This window comes from Micromonospora sp. LA-10, assembly GCF_051853095.1.
Taxonomy (GTDB): Bacteria; Actinomycetota; Actinomycetes; order Mycobacteriales; family Micromonosporaceae; genus Micromonospora; species Micromonospora echinospora_A.
The window spans coordinates 4479792-4504360 of record NZ_CP195710.1 but is presented as its reverse complement, the minus strand read 5'-3'; the positions used below and the strand labels follow the sequence as shown (position 1 = coordinate 4504360).

General features: G+C 73.6%; 23 protein-coding genes. 12 read left to right on the top strand and 11 right to left on the bottom strand.

The features are described 5' to 3' along the window. Positions 1 to 132 precede the first annotated feature (132 nt). The 5 genes from ACSDG8_RS21360 to ACSDG8_RS21340 all read left to right on the top strand — a co-directional run bounded on the left by ACSDG8_RS21360 (position 133) and on the right by ACSDG8_RS21340 (position 5440). A complete protein-coding gene (locus ACSDG8_RS21360; protein ID WP_439427187.1) occupies positions 133 to 1236 on the top strand; it encodes a sugar ABC transporter substrate-binding protein in 1104 nt (367 codons plus the stop codon). 103 nt (positions 1237 to 1339) lie between these two features. Further along, positions 1340 to 2152 (top strand): ATP-binding cassette domain-containing protein, encoded by an 813-nt coding sequence (locus ACSDG8_RS21355; protein WP_439427186.1) that lies wholly within the window; start codon positions 1340 to 1342, stop codon positions 2150 to 2152. After that, on the top strand, positions 2149 to 3408 hold the full coding sequence (locus ACSDG8_RS21350; protein WP_210896408.1) for a sugar ABC transporter permease: 1260 nt from the start codon (positions 2149 to 2151) through the stop codon (positions 3406 to 3408). Before ACSDG8_RS21355 ends, ACSDG8_RS21350 begins: the two co-directional genes overlap by 4 nt. Before the next feature lie 31 nt (positions 3409 to 3439). Then, entirely contained in the window at positions 3440 to 4615 is a 1176-nt protein-coding gene (locus ACSDG8_RS21345; RefSeq protein WP_210896459.1) for an ROK family protein, read from the top strand. 87 nt (positions 4616 to 4702) lie between these two features. Then, positions 4703 to 5440 (top strand): DUF4142 domain-containing protein, encoded by a 738-nt coding sequence (locus tag ACSDG8_RS21340; RefSeq protein ID WP_073828892.1) that lies wholly within the window; start codon positions 4703 to 4705, stop codon positions 5438 to 5440. A 13-nt stretch (positions 5441 to 5453) separates the two neighbouring features. Here ACSDG8_RS21340 and ACSDG8_RS21335 read toward each other — a convergent pair whose 3' ends face one another. From ACSDG8_RS21335 to tsaB, 4 genes are read right to left on the bottom strand one after another with little or no spacing between them, the layout of a single operon-like run. Further along, the gene (locus ACSDG8_RS21335) at positions 5454 to 5708 is read right to left on the bottom strand and encodes a hypothetical protein (protein WP_269704054.1); all 255 of its coding nucleotides are present in this window, start codon (positions 5706 to 5708) and stop codon (positions 5454 to 5456) included. A gap of 17 nt (positions 5709 to 5725) precedes the next feature. After that, complete coding sequence (gene tsaD / locus ACSDG8_RS21330) at positions 5726 to 6772, bottom strand: tRNA (adenosine(37)-N6)-threonylcarbamoyltransferase complex transferase subunit TsaD (protein WP_439427185.1); 1047 nt, start codon at positions 6770 to 6772, stop codon at positions 5726 to 5728. A gap of 5 nt (positions 6773 to 6777) precedes the next feature. After that, entirely contained in the window at positions 6778 to 7221 is a 444-nt protein-coding gene (rimI, locus tag ACSDG8_RS21325; RefSeq protein ID WP_439427184.1) for a ribosomal protein S18-alanine N-acetyltransferase, read from the bottom strand. Next, entirely contained in the window at positions 7218 to 7895 is a 678-nt protein-coding gene (gene tsaB, locus ACSDG8_RS21320) for a tRNA (adenosine(37)-N6)-threonylcarbamoyltransferase complex dimerization subunit type 1 TsaB (protein WP_439427183.1), read from the bottom strand. The genes rimI and tsaB overlap by 4 nt, the downstream gene beginning before the upstream one ends. A gap of 171 nt (positions 7896 to 8066) precedes the next feature. On the opposite strand from tsaB, the gene ACSDG8_RS21315 reads away from it, so the two are divergent. Continuing rightward, positions 8067 to 8792, top strand: a complete 726-nt coding sequence (locus tag ACSDG8_RS21315; protein ID WP_439427182.1) for a helix-turn-helix transcriptional regulator — start codon at positions 8067 to 8069, stop codon at positions 8790 to 8792. Here the strand turns inward: ACSDG8_RS21315 and ung are convergent. Beyond that, positions 8781 to 9479 (bottom strand): uracil-DNA glycosylase, encoded by a 699-nt coding sequence (gene ung, locus ACSDG8_RS21310; RefSeq protein ID WP_439427181.1) that lies wholly within the window; start codon positions 9477 to 9479, stop codon positions 8781 to 8783. The genes ACSDG8_RS21315 and ung overlap by 12 nt on opposite strands. 182 nt (positions 9480 to 9661) lie before the next feature. Between ung and ACSDG8_RS21305 the strand changes: the two genes are divergently transcribed. Continuing rightward, positions 9662 to 11041: a lipase family protein gene (locus ACSDG8_RS21305; protein WP_439427180.1), complete on the top strand. Its 1380-nt coding sequence runs from the start codon at positions 9662 to 9664 to the stop codon at positions 11039 to 11041. Position 11042: 1 nt separating this feature from the next. On the opposite strand, the gene tsaE is transcribed toward ACSDG8_RS21305, so the two are convergent. The 4 genes from tsaE to ACSDG8_RS21285 form a co-directional block, all read right to left on the bottom strand. Beyond that, positions 11043 to 11525: a tRNA (adenosine(37)-N6)-threonylcarbamoyltransferase complex ATPase subunit type 1 TsaE gene (gene tsaE / locus ACSDG8_RS21300; RefSeq protein ID WP_439427179.1), complete on the bottom strand. Its 483-nt coding sequence runs from the start codon at positions 11523 to 11525 to the stop codon at positions 11043 to 11045. After that, a complete protein-coding gene (locus ACSDG8_RS21295) occupies positions 11522 to 12607 on the bottom strand; it encodes an alpha/beta fold hydrolase (RefSeq protein ID WP_439427178.1) in 1086 nt (361 codons plus the stop codon). Before ACSDG8_RS21295 ends, tsaE begins: the two co-directional genes overlap by 4 nt. Further along, complete coding sequence (gene alr / locus ACSDG8_RS21290; RefSeq protein ID WP_439427177.1) at positions 12604 to 13722, bottom strand: alanine racemase; 1119 nt, start codon at positions 13720 to 13722, stop codon at positions 12604 to 12606. The genes ACSDG8_RS21295 and alr overlap by 4 nt, the downstream gene beginning before the upstream one ends. An 86-nt stretch (positions 13723 to 13808) precedes the next feature. Beyond that, positions 13809 to 15278 (bottom strand): NAD(P)H-hydrate dehydratase, encoded by a 1470-nt coding sequence (locus ACSDG8_RS21285; RefSeq protein ID WP_439427176.1) that lies wholly within the window; start codon positions 15276 to 15278, stop codon positions 13809 to 13811. Positions 15279 to 15501: 223 nt separating this feature from the next. On the opposite strand from ACSDG8_RS21285, the gene ACSDG8_RS21280 reads away from it, so the two are divergent. Continuing rightward, positions 15502 to 15801 (top strand): type VII secretion target, encoded by a 300-nt coding sequence (locus ACSDG8_RS21280; RefSeq protein WP_439427175.1) that lies wholly within the window; start codon positions 15502 to 15504, stop codon positions 15799 to 15801. After that, positions 15798 to 17435 carry an alpha/beta hydrolase gene (locus tag ACSDG8_RS21275; protein WP_439427174.1) on the top strand — a complete coding sequence of 546 codons (1638 nt, stop codon included), beginning with the start codon at positions 15798 to 15800 and terminating at the stop codon, positions 17433 to 17435. Before ACSDG8_RS21280 ends, ACSDG8_RS21275 begins: the two co-directional genes overlap by 4 nt. Before the next feature lie 142 nt (positions 17436 to 17577). Here ACSDG8_RS21275 and glmS read toward each other — a convergent pair whose 3' ends face one another. Beyond that, positions 17578 to 19491, bottom strand: coding sequence for a glutamine--fructose-6-phosphate transaminase (isomerizing) (gene glmS / locus ACSDG8_RS21270; RefSeq protein WP_116508652.1), 1914 nt, complete (start codon positions 19489 to 19491; stop codon positions 17578 to 17580). A gap of 272 nt (positions 19492 to 19763) precedes the next feature. On the opposite strand from glmS, the gene ACSDG8_RS21265 reads away from it, so the two are divergent. Genes ACSDG8_RS21265 through ACSDG8_RS21255 form a run of 3 tightly spaced genes read left to right on the top strand, consistent with a single transcriptional unit; the run spans position 19764 to position 23084 of the window. Then, the gene (locus tag ACSDG8_RS21265) at positions 19764 to 20762 is read left to right on the top strand and encodes an MmpS family transport accessory protein (RefSeq protein ID WP_439427173.1); all 999 of its coding nucleotides are present in this window, start codon (positions 19764 to 19766) and stop codon (positions 20760 to 20762) included. A gap of 31 nt (positions 20763 to 20793) precedes the next feature. Further along, on the top strand, positions 20794 to 21978 hold the full coding sequence (locus ACSDG8_RS21260; RefSeq protein ID WP_439427172.1) for a pyridoxal phosphate-dependent aminotransferase: 1185 nt from the start codon (positions 20794 to 20796) through the stop codon (positions 21976 to 21978). Next, positions 21978 to 23084, top strand: coding sequence for a threonine aldolase family protein (locus tag ACSDG8_RS21255; RefSeq protein ID WP_439427171.1), 1107 nt, complete (start codon positions 21978 to 21980; stop codon positions 23082 to 23084). Before ACSDG8_RS21260 ends, ACSDG8_RS21255 begins: the two co-directional genes overlap by 1 nt. Positions 23085 to 23118: 34 nt before the next feature. Here ACSDG8_RS21255 and glmM read toward each other — a convergent pair whose 3' ends face one another. Further along, entirely contained in the window at positions 23119 to 24474 is a 1356-nt protein-coding gene (glmM, locus tag ACSDG8_RS21250) for a phosphoglucosamine mutase (RefSeq protein WP_073828911.1), read from the bottom strand. Between the last annotated feature and the right edge of the window lie 95 nt (positions 24475 to 24569).

Genomic DNA, 24569 nt, shown 5'->3' with positions numbered 1-24569 from the left:
CGCGTTGCTGAATTGTTACCGCCGCCAACAAACTTCTGACCTCGGCAGTCTTGCGGCCCATGGGCGGCGAGGAATACGTTGCCGGACACAACAAAACATCACCACTCCCCCACCTCCGAAAGGACCCTGCACATGCGCAAGGGCTTCCTCACCTTCGCGGCCGTCGGTCTCCTCGCGACCGGCAGCATGGCCGCCTGTGGTGACAACGGCGGTTCTTCCGACGAGGCCGGCGGCTCCAACGCCAAGAAGCCGAAGATCGGCGTGATCCTGCCCGACAGCAAGTCCTCCGCCCGCTGGGAGGGCGCGGACCGCAAGTACCTCAAGGCGGCGTTCGACGCGGCGGGCGTCGAGTCCGACATCCAGAACGCGCAAAACGACAAGACCGCGTTCCAGACCATCGCCGACCAGATGATCACCAACGGCGTCAACGTCCTGATGATCGTCAATCTGGACTCCGGCACCGGCAAGGCCGTGCTCGACAAGGCCAAGTCGCAGGGCGTGGCGACCATCGACTACGACCGGCTGACGCTGGGCGGCTCCGCCCAGTACTACGTCAGCTTCGACAACGAGGCGGTCGGCAAGCTCCAGGGCGAGGGCCTGAGCAAGTGCCTGACCGACAAGGGCGTCAAGAACCCGTCGATCGCGTACCTCAACGGCTCGCCGACGGACAACAACGCCACCCTGTTCAAGAACGGGTACGACTCGGTGCTCAAGCCGAAGTTCGACTCGAAGGAGTACACCAAGGTCGCCGACGACCCGGTACCGGCGTGGGACAACGCGCAGGCCGCGACGATCTTCGAGCAGCAGATGACCAAGGCCGGCGGCAAGATCGACGGCGTGCTCGCCGCCAACGACGGTCTCGGCAACGCGGCCATCTCGGTGCTCAAGAAGAACAAGCTCAACGGCAAGGTCCCGGTGACCGGTCAGGACGCCACCAAGGAGGGCCTGCAGAACATCCTCGCCGGTGACCAGTGCATGACCGTCTACAAGGCGGTCAAGAAGGAGGCGGACGCCGCCGCCGATCTGGCCATCGCGCTCGCCAAGGGTGAGAAGAAGGACACCGGCCAGACGGTCAAGGACCCGGAGGGCAACCGGGACGTGCCGGCCGTGCTGCTGGAGCCCAAGGCCATCTTCAAGGACAACGTCAAGGACGTGGTGGCCGACGGCTACGTCACCAAGGAAGAACTCTGCACCGGTGCCTTCACGAAGCTCTGCACCGACGCCGGCGTGAGCTGACCCACCCGCCTCAGGCGGCGCCGCCCGGCACGGGGTGACCCGTGCCGGGCGGCGCCCGCGCCGGACGGGATCCGAGACCTCCCTCCGCCCAAAGGAGAACCCCGTGTCCGCAACCCCCCTGCTGGAGCTACGCGGGATCGACAAGAGCTTCGGTCCCGTCCAGGTACTGCGTGACGTCGCCTTCGCCGCGCACCCCGGCGAGGTGACCGCGCTTGTCGGCGACAACGGCGCCGGCAAGTCGACCCTGGTCAAGTGCATCAGCGGCATCCACCCCACCGACGCCGGCGAGTTCCTCTTCGACGGCCGGCCGGTGAGCATCAACAGCCCGCGCGACGCCGCCGCGCTCGGCATCGAGGTCGTCTACCAGGACCTGGCGCTCTGCGACAACCTCGACATCGTGCAGAACATGTTCCTCGGCCGGGAGAAGCGCAGCGGCATCGTGCTCGACGAGCCGACCATGGAGCAGATGGCCGCCGAGACGCTCGCCGGCCTGAGCGTGCGCACCGTGAAGTCGCTGCGCCAGCACGTGGCCAGCCTCTCCGGCGGCCAGCGGCAGACGGTCGCCATCGCCAAGGCGGTGCTCTGGAACAGCCGCCTGGTCATCCTGGACGAGCCGACCGCCGCGCTCGGCGTCGCGCAGACCGCCCAGGTGCTGGAACTGGTGCGCCGGCTGGCCGACAACGGCCTGGCCGTGGTGCTCATCTCGCACAACATGAACGACGTCTTCGCCGTCTCCGACCGGATCGCCGCGCTCTACCTCGGCCAGATGGTCGCCCAGGTGAAGACCACCGACATCACCCACTCGCAGGTGGTCGAGCTGATCACCGCCGGCCGATCCGGCGGCCTCGGCCTCACCGGCGAGCCGGGCGGCAACGGCGCCGCGCCCGCCGACACCACCCCAGGAGCCATCCGATGACCGCCATCGTCGTGAAGAAGGAAGGCCCGGCCGGCGTCGCGCCGACACCGACCCTGAGCAGCCACGTGAACAACTACTGGCGCCGGGTACGCGGCGGCGACATCGGCGCGCTCCCCGCGGTGGTCATGCTCGTGGCGCTCGCGGTGGGCTTCTCGATCGCCCGCCCGTCGTTCTTCACCGCCGGCAACCTGGCGAACCTGTTCACCCAGGGCGCGGCGGTCACGCTCATCGCGATGGGCCTGGTCTTCGTCCTGCTGCTCGGCGAGATCGACCTCTCCGCCGGCTTCGCCAGCGGCGTCTGCGCCGCGATCCTCGCGAACGTGGTCACCGTGCTGGGCTACCCCTGGTACGTGGCGGTCCTCGCCGCCGTCGTCACCGGTGTGGTGATCGGCACCGTGCTGGGCCTGCTGGTCGCCAAGGTCGGCATCCCGTCCTTCGTGGTCACGCTCGCCGGCTTCCTCGCCTTCCAGGGCGTCGTGCTGACGCTCATGGACGAGGGCGCCAACATCGCGATCCGCGACGACGTGCTCGTCGCGATCGCCAACCGCAACCTCTCCCCCGCGCTGGGCTGGGCGCTCGCCGCGGTGGCCGTCGCCGGGTACGCGGCCGTGCAGTTGCTCCGGTACCGCAACCGGGCCTCCCGCGGCCTGCTCACCGACCCGCTCACAGTGGTCGGCGCGCGGATCGCCGGCCTGGCCGTGATCCTCGGCGTGGCGGTCTACGTGCTCAACCTGGAGCGCAGCCGCAACGTGCTGATCACCTCGCTCAAGGGCGTGCCGATCGTCGTACCGATCATCGCGGTGCTGCTGATCGTCTGGACGTTCGTGCTCCAGCGCACCAGCTACGGACGGCACATCTACGCGGTCGGCGGCAACGCCGAGGCGGCCCGCCGGGCCGGCATCAACGTCGACCGGATTCGTATCTCCGTCTTCGTGATCTGCTCCTCGATGGCCGCCATCGGTGGCATCGTGGCCGCCAGCAGGGGCAACTCGGTCGACCCCAACACCGGTGGCAGTAACGTACTGCTCTACGCCGTCGGCGCGGCGGTGATCGGCGGCACCAGCCTCTTCGGCGGCAAGGGCCGGATCCTCGACGCCGTGCTCGGCGGCGCGGTCGTCGCGGTCATCGACAACGGTATGGGACTGATGGGATACAGCTCGGGCGTCAAGTACGTGGTCACCGGCGTGGTGCTGCTCGCCGCGGCGACCATCGACGCGCTGTCGCGTCGGCGGGCCGCCGCCACCGGCAACCGCTGAGCAGGGACACGGAAACACCATGGCAGTGGCAATGCGCGCGGGCCCCAGTCAGGACGAGATCCGTCGGCAGAACCTGGGCGCATTGCTCCGCTACGTACACGTTCACGGGGCCACCACCCGCGCCGAGCTGACCACCGCGCTCGGCCTCAACCGCAGCACCATCGGCGCGCTGACCGCGGACCTGGCCGGCGCCGGTCTGGTCAGCGAGGGGACGCCGAAGGAGACCGGCCGGGCCGGACGACCGTCACTCGTCGTCCGGCCCGAGTCGGGGCGGGTCTACGCGTACGCGTACAGCGTCGAGGTGGACCGGCTGCGGGCCGCGCGGGTCGGGCTCGGCGGTGAGGTGCTCGACCGCCGGGAGATGGAGCGGCCGCGCAACCTGGTCGCCGGGGAGGCCGCCCCGCTGCTCGCCGGCGCGGTCAAGGAGATGCACCAGTCGGTGCCGCCGGACGCGGTCTGCGTCGGCGCCGGGGTGGCGGTGTGCGGCATGGTCCGCCGCGAGGACGGGCTGGTCCGGCTCAGCCCGACCACCGGCTGGGTGGACGAGCCGATCGGTGCGGCGCTCGCCGTCGAGCTGGGAATAGACGTACCGATCACGGTGGGGAACGTGGCCGACGTGGCCGCCTACGCCGAGCACGCCCGCGGCGCGGCCGTCGGCTGTGACAACGTCATCTACATCTACGGCGACGTGGGCGTGGGCGCCGGCATCATCGCCGGGGGCCGGCGGCTGCGGGGGCACGGCGGCTACGGCGGCGAGGTCGGCCACATGGTGGTGGTCCGCGACGGCGTACGCTGCGACTGCGGCCGGCGCGGCTGCTGGGAGACCGAGATCGGCGAGCACGGGCTGCTGCGCGCCGCCGGCCGGTCCGAGGCGCGCGGCCGGGACGCGCTGCTCGCCGTCTTCGACGCCGCCGACCGCGGCGACGCCCGGGCGCAGACCGCGGTACGGCAGGCAGGCGACTGGCTCGGCTTCGGCGTCGCGAACCTGGTGAACATCTTCAACCCGGAGATGGTCATCTTCGGCGGCACCATGCGCGACCTCTACCTGGCCGCCGCGGCGCAGGTGCGCAGCCGGCTCAACTCCAACGGGCTGCCCGCGTGCCTGGAGCACGTGCGGCTGCGTACCCCGAAGCTGGGCGACGACGCGGCGCTGATCGGCGCCGCCGAGCTGGCGTTCGAACGACTCCTCGCCGATCCGCTGAACTGATCGGCCCGGTGATCCGTACCAGTGTGCGGACGGGCGGCCGTCCACGACACCCCGTGTACCGGTCCGGACCGAGGAGGCACCGCAACCATGGCATCGCTGGAATCCGCACGCCGCAAGCTGGCGCACCGGGTGGTACTGCTGCTCGCCGCGCTGGGCGCGGGGATCGGCGTCGTTCCCGGGACGGCGCAGGCCGCGCCCAACCCCGGCGTGCAGATGAACGCCGCCGACATGACGCTGCTCAACGGGGTACGGCTGGCCGGGCTGTGGGAGATGCCGGCCGGGCAGATGGCGGCCGAGAAGGGCCAGTCCGCCCGGGTACGTGAGGTCGGCGCGGAGATCGCCAAGCAGCACGCGGAGTTGGACCAGCTGGTGGTCGAGGCGGCCAACAAGCTCGGCGCCACCCTGCCGACCGATCCGACGGCCGAGCAGCAGGGGTGGCTGACCGAGATGCGGAACGCCAACGGCGCCCGGTTCGACCAGATCTTCGTCACCCGGCTGCGGGTCGCCCACGGCAAGATCTTCCCGGTGATCGGCGCGGTCCGGGCCAGCACCCGCGACCCGATCGTGCGCAAGCTGGCCGAGGACGCCAACAAGTTCGTCAACGACCACATGACCATGCTGGAGAGCACCGGGCTGGTGCGCTGGCAGCAGCTGCCGCCGGCCGCGCTGCCGCCCGCGCAGAGCGACTCGCTCGTCGCCGCGGCCCAGGCCAACGTGGGCAGCGGCGGTGGGCTCCAGGTCGGCACCGGACTGGTGTGGGCGGTGTTCCTGATCGCGCTCGGCACCGGCGGGTACGCCACCTGGCGGCTGACCCGCCGCTCCTGACGAAGCGGCAGAGTCAGCGGTCGACCTGGGCGAAGTCCCAGCTGTGCGGCGGGCGGGCGATCAGGCGCGCCGGCGGCTCGGGAAGCTCCCGGGGGTTGTTCCGCCACTTGGAGATGACCACCAGCCGGTGGTCGGTGGAGGAGAACACCTCGCTGGAGACGTGCATCGGGTCGTGCTCGAACTCGGGCAGCGCGGTCTCGCAGACCCAGGTGATCAGGTCGGCGAAGCCGTACGGCTCGGCCTTGGCCTCCCACATCCGGACGATCATGTCGGTTCCCTCCCCGCTCACACACTGACCACTGTCAGCGGCATCGCCGAGTCGGCCGGCAGGTCCAGCCGGCTCGGCGCGACGCCCGCGGCGACCAGATGCGAGCCGAGCGCGGCCACCATCGCGCCGTTGTCCGTGCAGAGCTTCGGCCGGGGCGTACGCACCCGGATGCCGTGCCTGCCGGCCCGCTGCTCGGCCATCGCCCGTAGCCGGGAGTTGGCGGCCACCCCGCCGCCGATCACCAGCGTGTCGATGCCGCTGGTGCGGCAGGCGTCGATCGCCTTGCCGATCAGCACGTCGCAGACCGCCTCCTGGAAGGACGCGGCCACGTCGGCGACCGGGACCGGCTCACCGGCCCGCTGCCGCGCCTCCACCCAGCGGGCCACCGCCGTCTTCAGACCCGAGAACGAAAAATCGAAGCGGTGCCCGGCCAGGTCCTTCGCGGCGGTCAGCCCGCGCGGGAAGGCGATCGCCGCCGGGTCACCGGCCCGCGCCTCGCGGTCGATGTACGGTCCGCCGGGGAACGGCAGCCCGAGCAGCCGGGCCACCTTGTCGAACGCCTCCCCGGCCGCGTCGTCGATGGTGGCCCCGAGCGGTACGACGTCGCGGGCCAGGTCGTCGACGCGCAGCAGCGAGGAGTGGCCGCCGGAGACCAGCAGCGCGATGGCGGGCTCGGGCAGCGGGCCGTGTTCCAGCGTGTCCACCGCCACGTGCGCGGCGAGGTGGTTCACCCCGTACACCGGCTTCTCCGCCGCCACCGCGTACCCCTTGGCGGCGGCGACCCCGACGAGCAGCGCGCCCGCGAGCCCCGGCCCGGCGGTCACCGCGATCGCGTCGATGTCGGCGAGGGTGACGCCCGCCTCGCGCAGCGCCCGGTCCATGGTCGGCACGATCGCCTCCAGGTGGGCGCGGCTGGCCACCTCGGGCACCACGCCGCCGAACCGGGCGTGCTCCTCGACGCTGGAGGCGAGCGCGTCGGCGAGCAGCGTGTGCCCGCGCACGATGCCCACACCGGTCTCGTCGCAGGAGGTCTCGATGCCGAGGATCAGGGGTTCGTCAGCCATGCTCGTCAGTCCTCGTTGCGCTGCATGACCAGCGCGTCGGTGTTGCTCGGTTGGTAGTAGCCGCGCCGTACGCCGATCGGCTCGAAGCCGTAGCCGGCGTAGAGCCGCTGCGCCGGGGCGTTGTCCGCGGCGACCTCAAGCAGGGTGCTGCGGACGCCGCGCCGGGCGGCCTCGGCGAGCAGCGCCTCCAGCAGCAGCCGGCCGATCCCCCGGCGGTGGGCGTCCCGGCGGACCGCGACGTTCTGCACCCACGCCTCGTCGGGCGGGGCCACGGCCAGCCCGGCGTAGCCGAGCACGACGCCGTCGTCGTCGGTGGCGACCAGGTAGAAGTGGCCGTTGGCGAGTTCGTTCCAGAACATCGCCGCCGACCACTGCTCGGCGCCGAACAGGTCCGCCTCGATGGGCAGCACCTCCTCGACGTGCCACCAGCGGAACCGGCTCAGCCTCATGGCAGGACCGGCTTGTGGCCGGTGGCCGCGACCGCGTCGGGGCGACGCAGGTAGAGCGGGGTCAGCGTCTCGCCGGGCGCGCCCGCGCGGATCCGCGGCGCGGCGAGACCCGCCAGCGCCAGCGGGTCCGGGTAGCGCGGCTCGTCCCGCACCGGCAGGCCGAGCACGTCCGCGTACCGGTGCGCGCCGTCGCCGACCGCGGCGGTGACCGCCAGGTCGCGCGCCCGCTGCGCGACCACGGCCGGGGCGGCGACCTCCGGCCCGACGAGGCGCTGGCCGGCGCCGTCGTAGACGGCCCAGTAGATTTCCCGCCGCCGCGCGTCGCTCGCGGCCAGCACCGGCTCGCCGGCGGCCGCCGGGTGGCCGAGCCCGTCGAGCGAGCAGACACCGTACGTGGGGACGCCGAGCACCTGACCCATGGCGGCGGCGGTGACCAGCCCGACCCGCAGCCCGGTGAACGGGCCCGGGCCCAGACCGGCGACGATCGCGGCCAGGTCGGCGGGGCGCGCGCCGACGTCCGCGAGCACGGCGTCGACCTGCGGCGCGAGCAGCTCGCCGTGGGCGCGGGCGTCGACTGTGCACCGGGACGCACGAACCGCGACGCCGTCCGCCGAGACCTCGGCCAGCGCCGCGGTCACCGCGGGCGTCGAGGAGTCCACCACGAGTACGAGCACGGTAAGCCAGCCTAGCCGTCCGCTCCGCCCGCCCCCGGCACGCCCTCGCCGCTCACCCGGTCACGGTGCGTAGCGCCCGGATCAAAGAGAAGAGTTGAGAGCGTTATGCCTCTGGGTCATATTTATGACTCAGAGGCATAACGCTTGAAAGAGGACTGCCATTCTCCGGAGATGACGGAGAGTCGCCTGGTTCGGGAGGTCGCCCGCACCCTGCGGTGTGAACGCGAACAAGCTGGGCTCACCCAGCAGGCGCTGGCCGCCCGGTCCGGGCTCAGCCAGGCCGCCATCGCCCGGATCGAGCGTGGCGACCGGCTGCCCAGCCTGACCACGGCGGAACGCCTGCTCGCCGCGCTCGGGCGGCAGCTGCGGATCGAGATCGAGCCGCTGGACAGCCACTTGGACGCGGCGCTGGACAAGATGGCCGGGACCGCGCTGACCGAGCGGATCGATCATCTTCGGCTGGACCGGATCATGGACGCCCTGGGCGACCTGCCGTACGTGCTGTCGGGCGGCATGGCGGCACTGCTGCAGGGCGCGCCGCTGCCGGTGGACGCGGTCGAGATCGCGGTGCGCTGGCGGGATTCGCCGCAGTTCAGCGCACTCCTCGATCAGATCTACGCGCAGCGCTGGGACGCCCGGTGGCAGGTGTGGGGCGGCATCCACACGGAGCCTGAGGAGCCGGGCGAGCATCGCTGGCGGACCCGCTACGGCGAGCTGCGGGCCCGGATGTGCGAGGAACTGCCCGAGCCCATCGAGGTCCGCGTCGGTGACCGCACGTACCCGGTCGAGCCGCTGGTCGAGGTGGAGGTGACCGACCGGCGCGCGGCCGAGCTGCTGTCCCGGTACCGCCGGCGCCTCGCCGCGGCGGGCGAGGCGCCGGACGGGTCAGCCGGCTGAGCGCTCCCAGTCGATGGTGGGCAGCCCCGCGTCGGCCAGTGCCTTGTTGGCCGCGCTGAACGGGCGGCTGCCGAGGAAGCCGCGCGGGTTCATCGGGCTCGGGTGCCCGGCCTCCAGCACCACGTGCTGCGGGTTGGTCACCAGCGCCGCCTTCTTGCGGGCGTAGCCGCCCCACAGCAGGAAGACCACCCGCTGGTCGAGCGCGTCCAGGGCCCGGATGGTGGCGTCGGTGAACTCCTCCCAGCCCTTGTTCGCGTGCGAGCCTGGGGTGGCCTGCCGGACGGTCAGCACCGAGTTGAGCAGCAGCACGCCCTGCGCGGCCCAGCCGTCCAGGTTGCCGCTGCGCGGCTTCGACACGCCCAGGTCCTCGCTCATCTCCTTGAAGACGTTGCGCAGCGACGGCGGGACCGCCACCCCCTCACGCACGCTGAAGCTCAGCCCGTGCGCCTGACCCGCCTTGTGGTACGGGTCCTGCCCGAGGATCAGCACCCTCGTCTCGGCCGGCCCGCACTGCCGGTAGGCGGAGAACAGGTCCTCCAGCGGCGGGAAGACAGTGGCGGTCGCGTACTCCCTGGTGACGAACTCGGCCAGCGCGGCGGTGCGGGCCGGGTCGAGGTGGGGGGTGAGCGCGGCACGCCAGGCCTCCGGCAGCAGCGCCGGCAGGTCCAGGGTGGGGGCGTCGGGCATCGGCAACCTCTCCTCGTCGGGTCGCCATCTTCTTACCAGCCGCAACCGACACTCCGGTGCTGCGGCAGTGCCGGGCACTGGACGGGAAAAGTTACCGGAGCGTAACCTACTGGCAAGTTACTTACGCCACACCGCCACTGCTAGCTTGCATCCACCACCATCGATGCTCGCTAGGAGTGCCCGTGAGCAGGAGAAACACCCGTCCCCGCACGCCCTCCACCGCTCTCTCCCCCCGCCGCGCGATCGGCCTCCGGATGCTTGCCGTCGCCGCGGCGGCCGCCACCTACCTGGCCGGCTCCGGTGCCGCCGCGGCCGCCGACACCACGCCGGTGGTCTCCCGCGGCGTGACCATTCCCGCCTTCTACCACCCGCCCGCCGACCTGCCCGCCACCAACGGCACGCTGATCCGCACCGAGCCCCTGCCGCTCGGCCTGAGCATTCCCGGGCTCGACGGCCGGCCGATGCCCGGCACCGCCACCCGGCTGATGTACCGGTCCACCGACTCCAACGGCCGGCCCGTCGCGGTGACCGGCGCCTACATCGAACCGTGGACGACGTGGCGGGGCGCCGGCCCGCGCCCGCTGGTGGCCGTCGCCTCCGGGACCATGGGGCAGGGCGACCAGTGCGCGCCGTCGTTCGCCCTGCAACATCCGCTGACGCTCACCGGCGACACGGTGTCGGTCGGCTACGAGGCCCTCGCCGTCTACCGCCTCCTCGCCACCGGCGCGGCGGTCGTCGTCACCGACTACGTCGGTCTGGGCACGACCGACCGGCTGCACACCTACGTCAACCGCCTCGACGGGGGACGCGCCCTGCTCGACGCGGCCCGCGCCGCCCGCGCCGTACCCGGAGCGTCGGTCACCGCGCAGTCCCGCGTCGGCCTGTACGGCTACAGCCAGGGCGGGGGCGCCAGCGCCGCAGCCGCCGAACTTCACTCCACCTACGCGCCCGACGTGCCGGTCTCCGGAACGTACGTCGGCGCGCCGCCCGCCGACCTGACCGCGGTCATCGGCGGCATCGACGGCAGCGCGCTGGTGGGGGCGCTGGGGTGGTCGCTGAACGGCTTCGCCCAGTCCGACCCCGCGCTGCGGGACGTCATCGACGCCGCCCTCAACGACGCCGGCCGGGCCGCGCTGAAGGACACCTCGACCATGTGCGTCGGCGACGCGATCTTCCGGTACGGGTTCAAGAAAAGCACCAGGTGGTTCACCGGCGGCCGATCCCTGACCACTGTCATCGCCGCCTCGCCCGAGGCCCGGGCCGTCCTCGAACGGCAGCGCATCGGCACGCTCAAGCCCACCGGCCCGGTACGCGTGGCGACCGGCATCCAGGACGACATCGTGCCCCACCGGCAGGCCCGCCAACTGGCTGTCGACTGGTGCCGCAAGGGCGGCAACGTGACCTACCAGGCGATCAGCCTGCCCAACCTCGGGGACAAGATCCTCACCAACCACCTGGTGCCGCTCATCACCGACCAGGGCGACGCGGTGGCCTGGCTGACCGACCGGCTCACCGGGCGGACGGCCCACTCCAACTGCTGGACGATGCCCCTCCAGCCCTGACTCAGGACAGTTCGGCGACCCGGGCGGCCCAGTCCCCACCCACCGGTTCCAGCGTGACCGCCCGGGTGTCGTCGTCGCGGCGGTCGATGCGTACCCGCAGGTGCGCGTCGACCAACTGCTCGACCATTCCCTCGCCCCACTCCACCACGGTGACCGCCTCGTCCACCGAGGCGTCCAGGTCAAGGTCGTCGATCTCCGCCCGCGGGTCGGCGGCCTCACCCAGGCGGTACGCGTCGGCGTGCACGAGCGTCACCCGGCCGCCCCGATCCGGGTCGGGCCGGTGCACCCGGGCGATGACGAAGGTGGGTGAGGTGATGTCGCCGCGTACGCCCAGGCCGGCGCCGATGCCCTGGGTCAGCGCGGTCTTGCCGGCCCCGAGCGGGCCGCTGAGCAACAGCAGGTCACCGGCGCGCAGCACCCCGGCCAGCCGCCGCCCGAACTCGTGGGTGTCGTTGACGGTCTTCAGCTCCACGATCACCGTCACAGCGACTCCAGGAACCTCTCCAACGCGGCGTTCACGTCGTCGGCGTGCTCCAGCATCACCACGTGCCCGCTGTCGTGGATCTTCACGAACTCGGCGTGCGGCAGCCGCCGGACGATTTCCTCGGAGTGCGTCACCGGCGTGATCATGTCCTTGTCCCCCACGATCACCAGCACCGGCGAGCCGGCCAGCGCCGCAAGCGCCGGGAACCGGGAGTGGGTGGCGATCGTTCGCAGATAGCGGGTGACCGTGTCGGCCGAGGTGCGCGAGTTCATCATCTCGACGTACGACACCAGGGCCGGGCTCGGCGTCGAGGTGCCGAAGCCGTACCTGCGGGTGAGCAGCCAGGCCACGTTCGAGGTCGACCGGCGCGCCCTGTCGATCACGGTGCCGCCGTACCGCGTGGCGTTGCTCATCATGTAGAGCACCGGCGCGCCGACCCGGCCGAGCAGCGCGGGCGCCACCAGCTTCGTCTCCGCCGCGAGGCCCCCGGAGGTGGCCATCAGCACGGTGCCGACCACGCGGTCACCGAACATCTCCGGGTACAGCTCGGCCAGCGCCATGATCGTCATGCCGCCCATCGAGTGCCCGACCAGCACCAGCGGACCGTCCGGGGCCACCTCGTCGAGCACCCGGCGCAGCGTGTGGCCCAGCGCGGTCAGGTCGTACTCGCCGCTCTCCAGCCGGCCGGACCGGCCGTGCCCCGGCTGGTCGTACGCGACCACCCGGTAGTCGCCGCGTTCGGCGAGCCGCTTGCGCTGGAAGTGGAACGTGCCCATGTCCAGGCAGAAGCCGTGCACCAGCACCACCGTCGGGTGCCCGGCGACCGGCCGCGTCGGCTCGACCACCTCCACGTGGATGTCGGTGCCGTCCGGCATCTCCAGCCGGTACGCCTCGTCGTAGCGCTGCTCGCCGAAGACCTCGTCGGCGTACCGGTCGGTGGGGTCGTTCTTGAGCCGGCGGACCAGCACCCGCTCGCTGACCACGCCCGCCGCGAGCCCGGCGGCGGCCACGCCGACGGCTGCGCCGACCAGGCCGGCGACCTTGCCTGCGGCGGTACGCGGTCGCGGCAACCGGACGCTCATGCGCGCTCGCCGTCGTAGACGCGGGGCACCCGCACGCCGCCGAAACGGGTCACGATCTCGTAGTTGATGGTGCCGACCGCCTCGGCCCAGTCGTCGGCCGTGGGCCCGCCGTCCGCGCCGTCGCCGAACAGCGTCACCACGTCACCGGCGGCCACCTCGTCGTCGCCGCAGTCGATCACGAACTGGTCCATGCAGACCCGGCCGGAGATGCTCCGGCGCTTGCCCGCGAGATGCACCGGGCCGGTGTTGGAGGCGTGCCGGGGCACCCCGTCGGCGTAGCCGAGCGGCACCACCGCGAGGTTGGCCTCCTGCTCGGTGAGGTAGGTGTGCCCGTAGGAGACGCCGGTCCCGGCCGCGACCCGCTTGGTCAACATCACCCGGGCGCGGGCGGTCATCGCCGGGCGCAAGCCGAACCGTTCGCCCGCGACCGGCGACAGGCCGTAGACGGCGATGCCGGGCCGGACCAGGTCGAAATGGGTGTCCGGCCGGGTGAGCGTGGCGGCCGAGTTGGCCAGGTGGCGATAGCGGGGGCGCAGACCGGCGCGCGTCACCATCTCCAGCCCTTCGTGGAAGACGGCGAGCTGGCGATCGGTGGTGGGATGCCCGGGCGAGTCCGCGTACACGAAGTGGCTCCACACGCCGACCACCTCGACCAGGCCGTCGGCCTGCGCCTTCGCGGCGGCCTCCAGCAGCGCCGGCCAGTCGGCGACTGTGGCGCCGCCCCGGGCCAACCCGGTGTCGATCTTGAGGTGCAGCCGGGCCGGGCGGTCCGCGCGGCGGCTCGCCTCGATCATCTCGTCGAGCTGGGTGAGGCTGGCGCAGCCGAGGTCGACGCCGACGGTGATCCCGTCGTGCAGCGGCAGGCCGGGCGTGAGCAGCCAGGCCAGCACCGGCGCGGTGATGCCGTCCTGGCGCAGCCGCAGCGCCTCGTCCAGCGTGCAGACGCCGAGCTGATCCGCCCCCGCGTCGAGCGCCGCACGGGCGGCGGGCACCATGCCGTGGCCGTAGCCGTCGCCCTTGACCACCGCCATCAGCTCGGCGCTGGTGCCGGCCTTGAGCCGGGACACGTTCTCCCGGATCGCGTCCAGGTCGACGCGCACCTCCGACTGCCACATGCTCCCCAGCCTACTTCCGTCAGTGATCATCGGCGCCGTGAGCCGTGCGGGCGGTGCCCGTCGCCACCCGGACGTCGCCGCCCGGATCAGCCCAGTCGGGCCAGTACCGGACGCAACGCCGTGGCCACGTCGGGCGCGGTCACCGGACCGCCGCGCGCCGCCTCCCGGCCGGCCAGCCCGTGCAGGTACGCCGCGGCGGCCGCCGCCCGCTCCGGCGCGAGCCCGGCGGCGAGCAGCGAGCCGAGCAGCCCGGCCAGCACGTCGCCGGTGCCACCGGTGGCCAGCGCCGGGGTGCCGGTCGGATTCACGTACGCGCGGCCGTCCGGCGTGCCGATGATCGTCCGGTCCCCCTTGAGCAGCACCACCGCGTTCATCCAGGCGGCCAGCCGCAGCGCCGCGGCGACCCGGTCCTCCCCCGGCATCTCGCCGCAGAGCCGGGCGTACTCCCGGTCGTGCGGCGTCACCACGATCGGGGCGTCCCGGCCGCGCAGCCGGTCGGCCAGCTTGCCGTCCACGAGCAGCGTCAGCGCGTCCGCGTCGAGCACCACCGGCACCGGCGCGGCCAGCACCGCGCGCAGTTCGGCGGCGGACTCCTCGCCCGTGCCGAGGCCGGAGCCGCAGACCCACGCCTGCACCCGGCCCGCGTCCGCGACCCGGCCGGTGGCGATCACCGACGGGTGCTGGTGCAGCACCTCGCCCCGGGCGCTCCCGGCGTAGCGGACCAGGCCGGTGGGCCCGGCGAGCGCACCGGCGACCGAGAGCACCGCAGCGCCCGGGTAGGTGGCCGAGCCGGTGGCCACACCGACCACGCCCCTGGTGTACTTCTCCGACGACGCGCCCAGCGCCGGCCACCAGTCGACCACGTCCGCCCGCTCGATCACCTGGAGCGCCGGCGTGCCGCGCAGCCACGAGGTCAGCCCGATGTCGACCAGCTCGACCTCTCCGGCCAGCTCGGCGGCCGGCCCGACGGCCAGCGCCGGCTTGAGCGCGCCGAAGGCCACCGTCACATCGGCTCGGACCGCGCGGGGCCGCCCGGCGTCGGTCAGCGGAACGTGGCCGGTGTCGACCTCGACACCGCTGGGCACATCGACGGCGACCACCGTGGCGCGCCTGCCGTCCCTGCCGAGGTGCCCGGTCAGGCTCGCGGCGAGCTGCTCGGCCGTGTCCCGCAACCCGCCCGTGCCGCCGATGCCCACGATGCCGTCGAGCACCAGGTCGGCTCCGGTGGGTGGCCGGTCGACGACGCGCCCGCCGGCGGCACGCAGAGCGGCCAGACCCTTCGCGTGCGCCCGCCCAGGGCTCAGCAGCAGCGCGGCCACCGCCGCGCCCCGGCGGGCCAGGTGCGCGCCAGCGAAGAGCGCGTCGCCTCCGTTGTCGCCGGAGCCGACAAGCAGCAGCACCCGGGCGCCGTAGACCCCGCCCCGGTCACCGAGCAGCAACGCGCAGCGCCGGGCCAGCCCTGCCGCGGCCCGGTGCATCAGCGCCCCGGGCGGGAGGGTGGCCATCAGGCCAGCTTCCGCCGCGCGAACGTCCGCGACGCGCCATACCGGTCTCATGCCACCCCGTCCCGTTCGTCGCGCCGGCTCAGCACCCGCCCGCGGCTCCCCCGATCACGGCCTCACCCTACCGGCGGTACGCGCCTCCGACCGGCTGGCGAACAAGCCCTGTGGATAACCCGGACCGTTGTCCACAGGGGCCCGCGGCGGGACCGCCGGGCGGCCTAGCGTCCCGGTGTCCGGGGCCGGCGGGTGGCGTCGGGCGACGCGGGGAGGTCACGTGGTGGAGAAACCGTTCGACGTCGACCCGGAGCTGCTGCGCGCGGTCGCGCGGGAGTTGGCCGACGACGCGTACCGGCTGGCCCGGGGCCCCGGGGCGGCGGCGGAGTCGCTGCTGGTGGCGACGCCGGACGGCTGGCGGGCCGGGGCGGCGCTGGCCGACCTGGAGTCGGCGGTGCGGCGCTGGTCCGGCACGCTCGGCGCCCGGGTGGCCGACACCGCCGGGGCGCTGCGTCGCGGTGCGGACGGCTACGAGGCGGTCGACGAGCGCGCCGCGCGCCGTCTCACCGGGGTGCTGCGGTGAGCGGCGGCGCTCCCGGGCGGTCCGGCGAGGGGTCGGCGGACGTCCCGGTCGGTTACGCGCAGCTCTGGCGGGCCGATCCGGGCGCCTGGTCCACCGCCGGGGTGGCCTGGCGAGGGCTCGCCGGGCCGGTACGCGGTCGCGCCGACGCGCTGACCGCCCGGATCGGCGCGCTCCGGCCCGGCTGGTCGGGCGCGGCCTCGGCGGCGGCACAACGGCGGATCGGGGACCTGCGCACCGACCTCACCGACGTGCTGCCCGCCCTGTTCGAGGCCGACCAGGTGCTGGCCGAGTTCGGCGCCCGGCTGGGCGCGGCGAAGGCCCGGCTCGGCGCCGAGGTGGCCCGCGCCGAGTCCGGCGGCCTGCTCGTGGACCGCTCCGGCGCGGTGCGACCCGATCCGGCCCGGCCGGTGTCGCAGGCCGGGCCGGCGGTGGTCGACGCGCGAGCCGGGATCCGGGGCGCGCTGACACTCGCCGGCGCCGCCGACCGGGAGGCGGCTCGCCGCCTGGCGGAGCTGACCACCGCCACGGTGACCGGCTGGGTCAGCGTCCCGCCCACGTGGCGGCCCGGCCCGGGCGCCGGGCCGGCCGAGGTGAGCCGCTGGTGGGCCGGGCTGAGCGCGGCCGAGCGGCGCTGGCTGACAGGGCGTGAACCGGATCGGATCGGCCGCCTCGACGGCGTGCCGGCCACCGCCCGGGACCAGGCCAACCGGCTGCTGCTCGGCGACCGGCGGGAGCAGTTGCTCGTCCGGCGGCTCGCGCTGCTGCGGCCGCTGCCGGCCGGACCGCTGGAGGCGTCCCGGCGGATCCGGCTGGCCGGCGTCGAGGCGGCGCTGCGCGGACTGGACCGGCTCAGCGAGCGGCTCGCCGCGCCCGGGCTGCCGCGGGCGTACCTGCTGGGGCTGGACCCGGGCGGCGACGGGCGCGCGGTGGTGGCGCTCGGCAACCCGGACCGGTCCGCCGCGGTGCTGACCTACGTCCCGGGCATGACCTCGGACCTCGCCGACGCGCCGGACGAGCTGGGCCGCGCCGCCCGGGTGTTGCAGCGCTGCGCGGCGCTGGGACCGGGCGAGGAGTCGGCGGCGGTCCTCTGGCTGGACTACGACGCGCCCGACTTCCTCACCGAGGCGGCCGGCGCCCGGCAGGCCGAGGACGCCGGGCCGGCCCTGCACCGGTTCCAGGAAGGGCTGCGCGCCGCGCACGAAGGTCCGCCGGCCCGGCAGACGGTGCTCGGGCACAGCTACGGCTCGCTCGTGGTCGGCGCCGCCGCCCGGGACCACGGGCTGAGCGCGGACGCGCTGGTCTTCGTCGGCTCGCCCGGCGTCGGCGTCGACCACGCGACCGGGCTGCGGATGCCCGCCGGTCAGGTCTGGTCGTCGACAGCGCCGGACGACGTGATCCGGCTGGCGCGTCCGCCGGACGACCTGGCCCGCCGCGCCCTGCTCGCCGGTACGCCGCTCGGCCCGGCGCTCGCGCTGCTCGACCCGCACGGCGAGCGGCTCTGGTTCGGCGCCGATCCGAGCGCGCCGGGTTTCGGCGGGCGACGGTTCCCGAGCGCCCCACGCGGCCACACCGGCTACTGGGATCCGGACAACCCGGCGCTGGACGGCATGGCCCGGATCGTGCTGGGCCGATGACCTGCCCGAGGCCGTCCGGGGCTGCCCGAGGCCGTCCGGCGCGACCGTTCGAGGCCGCTCCGCGGCCGGCCGCGAGGCGGGCCGGAGACGGCACGGTCCCTCCGCCCGGACGACGGGCGGAGGGACCGTGGACGAGAACGGGCTACTCGACAGTGACCGACTTGGCCAGGTTCCGGGGCTGGTCCACGTCGTGCCCCCGGGCGGCGGCGATCTCGGCGGCCAGCACCTGCAACGGCACGGTGGTCACCAGCGGCGCCAGCAGCGTCGGCGTACGCGGCACGTAGATGAGGTGATCGGCGTAGCGGACCACCGCCTGGTCGCCCTCCTCCGCGATCACGATGGTACGGGCGCCGCGGGCGCGTACCTCCTGGATGTTGGAGACGACCTTGTCGTGCAGCATGCCCCGGCCGACCGGCGACGGCACGATGCAGATCACCGGGGTGCCCTGGTCGATCAGCGAGATCGGGCCGTGCTTCAGCTCACCGGCGGCGAAGCCCTCGGCGTGCATGTACGCCAGTTCCTTGAGCTTCAGCGCGCCCTCCAGCGCCACCGGGTAGCCCACGTGCCGGCCGATGAACAGCACCGTCGGCTCGGACTTCAGCTCGCGGCCCAGCTCGCGGACCGGCTCGATGCGCTCCAGCAGCTCCCGCAGCTTGCCCGGCATCTCCTGGAGCTGGGCGACGACCGCGCCCACCTCGTCGGCGAACTTGATGCCGCGCACCTGGGCCAGGTGCAGGCCGATCAGATAGCAGGCGACAACCTGGGTGAGGAACGCCTTGGTGGAGGCGACGGCGATCTCCGGGCCGCCGTGGGTGTAGAGCACGGCGTCGGACTCGCGCGGGATGGTGGAGCCGTTGGTGTTGCAGATCGCCAGCACGCGGGCCTTCTGCTCCTTGGCGTGCCGCAGCGCCATCAGCGTGTCCATCGTCTCGCCGGACTGCGAGATCACCACGATCAGCGTGGACCGGTCCAGCACCGGGTCGCGGTAGCGGAACTCGCTGGCCAGCTCCACCTCGCAGGGGATGCGGGTCCAGTGCTCGATGGCGTACTTGGCGACCAGGCCGGCGTGGTAGGAGGTGCCGCAGGCGACGATGAAGATCTTGTCGACGTCGCGCAGGTCCTGCTCGCTGAGGCGGACCTCGTCGAGGGCGATCTCGCCGGTCTCGGTGAGCCGGCCCAGCAGCGTGTCGGCGATGGCCTGCGGCTGCTCCTCGATCTCCTTGAGCATGAACCAGTCGTAGCCGCCCTTCTCGGCGGCCGACGAGTCCCAGTCGATGTGGAAGTCCGTGCCGCTGGCCGGCTGGCCGTGGAAGTCGGTGATGTCGATGCTGTCCGGCGTGATCAGGACGATCTGGTCCTGCCCCAGCTCGACCGCGTCCCGGGTGTGCTCGATGAACGCGGCTACGTCGCTGGCCAGGTAGTTCTCGCCGTCGCCCCGGCCGACGACCAGCGGCGAGTTGCGCCGGGCGCCGACCACCGCGCCGGGGATGCCGGCGTCAACGGCGAGCAGCGTGAACGCGCCCTCCAGGCGACCGCAGACCACGCGCATGGCGGCGGCGAGGAGCTGCGGGCTGTCGGTCTCACCGGCCGAGCGCAGGTCGGCCAGCGCGCGGGCGATCAGGTGCGCGGCGCACTCGGTGTCGGTGTCGCTGGCGAACTCGACGCCCTCGTCCTCCAGCTCGGCGCGGAGCTTCGCGAAGTTCTCGATGATGCCGTTGTGGATCACGGCCACCCGGCCGTCCGGGGAGAGGTGCGGGTGGGCGTTGCGGTCGGTCGGGCCGCCGTGCGTGGCCCACCGGGTGTGGCCGATGCCGGTGGTGCCGTCGCCGATGCCGATCGGGCTGGCCGCGCAGTCCTCGGGGTTGTCCGCCGCCCGCTCGGAGAGGACCTTCTCCAGATTCGCGAGCTTGCCGGCCTTCTTCTCGGTCAGCAGCTCGTCCTCGCAGACCACGGCGACACCGGCCGAGTCGTAGCCGCGGTATTCGAGCCGCCGCAGTCCGTCAAGCACGATGCCGAGCGCCGGGCGCGCACCGGCGTAACCCACGATTCCACACATGGTCCGCAGCCTAACCGAGTTTCGCTCATCGCGCGTGCTCGGAAACCCGGTTAACGATCACTGAATTTGAGCGAACCGAACGCCGGGGCTGCTATGTCGGACAAAGCGCCAGCCGGGCTCATCTGCCGCGTGCGTACCGGTTCAGGACGCGGCACGCCCGGCCGGACCGGGTCCACGCGGGGTGGGCGCCAGGGCCTACATTGGGGCCGGGCTCCGCCCCCGGGCCCATCGTTCCGCGGGCGTCCGCGCCGTACCCCCTGTGAGCTGACTCGATGTCCGAGACGACCCCCGCCCCCGAGCCGACCCCCGGACCGGTCGACCCGACCGCCACGCCGGTGACCCCGCAGCCGTCCACCTGGACGCCGCCGGACCCGTTGGCCGCTCCGCAGCCGTGGACGCCGCCCGAGCCCTGGTCGCCGTCGTCGTCGGCCCCCTGGAGCGCCCCCGGCGCCGAGGGCGGTCAGCCCGCTCCGGCGGGCGGCGCCGAAGGGCGGCCCGCGGGCGAGCCGGGCCGGGCCGATCCGGCCGGCACGCCGGGCGCCGGCGATCAGGGACAGCCCGGAGCGCCGGGCGGGTGGCCGTCCCCGCCCGCGAGCATCGGCGCACCGCAGTGGACGGGCCCGCCGGGAGCGCCGGACTGGTCGGCACAGCCGGGCAACCCCGGCTCGCCGCCACCGCCGGGCGCCTACCATCCCGGCGCCTATCCGCCCGGGCCGTACCCGCCCGCCGCCTACCCGCCCGGGCCCTACCCGCCGCCGTACGCGTACCCGGGAATGCCGCCACGCCGCAGCGGCGGCGGCTGGGCGGTCGGCGTGGTGGTCGGCATCATCACCGTCCTGGCGCTGATCGTCTGCAGTTGCGCCGGGCTGGCCGTCATCGGCAGCACCATGGACGACGGGACGGCAGCCGGCAGCGGGTACGAGGAGCCGATCTACGGCGAGCCCGGCGAATGGACCGACGAGTCGAGCGCACCTCCGGCGGGGCCGGCGACCACCCCGTCGGGCGGCCCCGGCAAGTACACCGTCCTGTACGAGGTGACCGGCTCCAAGGGCGACGCGGAGGTGCAGTACTACGACGCGAACGGCGACTTCCACCAGTTCAACCTGGTGGACTCGTCCTGGCGGCTGAGGTTCACCACGAACAACCGTGAGCGGGTCCAGATCGTCACCCTTCCCGGAAGCGCTGCTGGGTTGACCTGCCGGATAACCATCGACGGCAAGGTCGTCTCCCAGAAGTCGGGAAGGTGGGGCGTGACCTGCTTCGGCTGGTGAGCCCGTGGTGGCGGGCCGTAGGCTCGCAGCCGTGACGACGACCGATCCCCTGGTGGCCCGGATGCGGCCGTTCGGCACCACCGTCTTCGCCGAGATGTCCGCGCTGGCCGTGCGTACCGGCGCGGTCAACCTCGGGCAGGGCTTCCCGGACACCGACGGTCCGCCGGAGATGCTCGCCGCCGCGGCCGAGGCGCTGCGTACCGGCCACAACCAGTACCCGCCGGGCCCGGGGATCCCCGCGCTGCGCGCCGCCGTCGCCGCGCACCAGCGCCGGTTCTGGGGCCTGCAGTACGACCCGGACGGCGAGATCGTGGTGACCGCCGGGGCGACCGAGGCGATCGCGGCGAGCATCCTCGCGCTGTGCGAGCCGGGTGACGAGGTGATCTGCTTCGAGCCGTACTACGACTCGTACGCCGCCTCGATCGCGCTGGCCGGAGCGGTGCGCCGCCCCGTGACGCTGCGGCCCGGCCCCGACGGCCGGTACGCGTTCGACCCGGACGAGCTGCGCGCCGCGTTCGGGCCGCGTACGCGGCTGGTGCTGCTGAACTCGCCGCACAACCCGACCGGCAAGGTCTTCACCGCCGACGAGCTGGCGGCGGTCGCCGAGCTGTGCCGGGAACACGACGTGTACGCGGTCACCGACGAGGTGTACGAGCACCTGGTCTTCACCGACGCCACCGCGCCGCACGTGCCGCTGGCCACGCTGCCCGGCATGCGGGAGCGGACGCTGCGCATCTCGTCGGCCGGCAAGACGTTCTCCTGCACCGGCTGGAAGGTCGGCTGGGTGAGCGGGCCCGCGCCGCTGGTGTCGGCGGTGCTGCGGGTGAAGCAGTTCCTCACCTTCGTCAACGCCGGACCGCTGCAACCGGCGGTGGCGGTGGCGCTCGGGCTGCCCGACGCGTACTTCACCGGGTTCCGGGACGACATGCAGCGCCGCCGGGACCAGCTCGTCGCCGGGCTCGCCGACGCCGGGTTCGGCGTGCTCGCGCCGGAGGGTACCTACTTCGTCACCGCCGACGTCACGCCGCTGCGCGGCCGGGACGGGGTGGAGTTCTGCCGGGCGCTGCCGGAGCGCTGCGGCGTGGTGGCGGTGCCCACGCAGGTCTTCTACGACGACGTGGAGGCCGGCCGCCGGCTGGTCCGGTTCGCGTTCTGCAAGCGGCCGGAGGTGCTGGCCGAGGCGGTGACCCGGCTGCGGCGGCTCCGGGAGAACTGATGAGCGACGGGCAGGCCGCGCGGCTGCGCCGGTTCGCCGCCCAGCGCGGCTGCGACACGATGCTCTCCGGCGTACGCCCGGCCTCCGTACGGGAGCAGCTCGCCGCGCTCGGCGCGGCGGGCGGGGACGACCTGCCCGACCTGTACGGCGAGGGCGGGCCGGTGGCGGAGCTGGAGCTGCGGGTCGCCGAGCTGCTCGGCGCGGAGGCCGCGGCGTTCTTCCCGTCGGGCACGATGGCGCAGCAGGTGGCCATGCGGCACGGTGCGGAGCTGACCGGCCGAGCCGGTGTCGGGCTGCATCCGCTCAGCCATCCGCTGACGCACGAGCGGGACGCGTGGGCGCTGCTCACCGGCGTACGCGCGGTGCGCACCACGAACGCGCCGCGCAATCCGACGGCCGACGAGGTGGCGGCGCTCGACGAGCCGATCGGCACGCTCTTCCTGGAGTTGCCGCTGCGCGACGCCGGGTTCGTGCTGCCGACCTGGGACGAGCTGGTGGCGGTCGTCGCGGCGGCGCGCGCCCGCGGCGCCCGGGTGCACTTCGACGGAGCCCGGCTCTGGGAGTCGACGGTCCACCTCGGATATTCGCCGGCCGAGATCGCGGCGCTGGCCGACAGCACGTACGTCTCGTTCTACAAGTCGCTGGGCGGCATCTCCGGGGCCGCGCTGGCCGGCGACGCGGAGCTGATCCGGTACGCGCGTGCCTGGCGGCACCGCTACGGCGGCACGTTGTTCCAGCAGTGGCCGGCGGCGCTGGCGGCGCTCACCGGGCTGACCCGGGAGTTGCCCCGCCTTCCCGGATACGTGGCGCACGCGAGGGTGGTGGCCGAGGCGCTGGCCGCCCTGCCCGGCGCCCGGGTCCACCCGACGCCGCCGCACACCCATCAGTTCCGGTTCTGGCTGCCGTACCCGGCGGCCGCGCTGGACGCGGCGAACCTGGCGCTGGCCGAGGAGGAACGCGCGTGGTTCGTCGGCGGCTGGCGGGACACCGAGGTGCCGGGGCTGGCGCTGGCCGAGGTGACTGTGGCCGGGCCGGCTCGGGAGCTGGACGCCGACGCGGTGGCGGATCTGGCCGCCCGCTTCCTGCGCCGCGTCGGTACGAGCTGACCGGCGGGGAGTAGGAGCAGGCGGCCGGACGGGTTCAGGCGACCGGGCTGGCGGTGCGGACCTGCTCGGCGATGCGCTCGGCGACCTCGCGCGCGGTGTCCTCGGTAGCGGCCTCGACCATGACCCGCACCAGCGGTTCGGTGCCCGACGGGCGCAGCAGCACGCGGCCGGTCTCGCCCAGCTCGGCCTCGGCGCGCTCCACCTCGGCGCGGACGGCGGGTGCGGCGGCGCCGACGGTACGGTCGCCGACCGGCACGTTGATCAGCACCTGGGGCAGCTTGGTGACCACGGCGGCCAGCTCGGCCAGCGAGGTACCGGTGGCGGCCATCCGCGCCATCAGGTGCAGGCCGGTCAGCACGCCGTCGCCGGTGGTGGCGTACGCGGGCAGCACGATGTGCCCGCTCTGCTCGCCGCCGAGCGCCAGGCCGGAGGCACGCAGCTCCTCCAGCACGTACCGGTCGCCGACCTTGGTCTCGACCAGCCGGATGCCGTGCTCGGACATGGCCAGCCGGAGACCGAGGTTGCTCATCACGGTGGCGACCAGGGTGTCCTGGGTCAGCTCGCCGGCGTCCCGCATGGCCAGCGCGAGGATCGCCATGACCTGGTCGCCGTCGACCTCGTCGCCGTCGGCGGTGACCGCCACGCAGCGGTCGGCGTCGCCGTCGTGGGCGATGCCGAGGTGGGCGCCATGCTCGACCACTGCGGCACGCAGCGCGTCGATGTGGTTGGAGCCGCACTCGTCGTTGATGTTGAGCCCGTCCGGCTCGGCGTGGATGGCGATCACCTCGGCGCCGGCTTCCCGGTAGGCGACCGGGGCGACGTCGGCCGCCGCGCCGTTGGCGCAGTCGACCACCACTTTGATCCCGTCGAGGCGGTGCGGCACGGTGCCGACCAGATGCTGCACGTAGTGGTCGGCACCGTCGAGCAGGTCGTTGACCCGGCCCACGCCGGCGCCGATCGGGCGCTTCCAGGCGGTGGTGGCGTTGGCTTTCACCGCCTCCTCGATCCGCATCTCGATCTCGTCGGGTAGCTTGTGCCCGCCGGCGGCGAAGAGCTTGATGCCGTTGTCCGGCATCGGGTTGTGCGAGGCGGAGAGCATCACGCCCAGGTCGGCCTTGATCTCGGCGGTGAGGAACGCCACGGCCGGGGTGGGCAGCACGCCGACCCGGACCACGTTGGCACCGGCACTGGTGAGGCCGGCGACCACCGCCGCCTCCAGCATCTCTCCGCTGGCCCGGGTGTCCCGGCCGACCACCGCGAGCGGCGGATGGCTCTTGTCGGTCTCGGCCAGCGTGTGGGCCGCGGCCACCGCGACCGCCAGCGCCAACTCCGGGGTGAGATCCGCGTTCGCCCGCCCGCGTACGCCGTCCGTGCCGAACAACCGGCCCATACCCGCCAACCTCCGTGGAACTGCCGATGAGAGGAGAAACGCGGAACGGCCGGTCCGCCTCCCGCGAAGGGGAAGCGGACCGGCCGTCCGTCAGA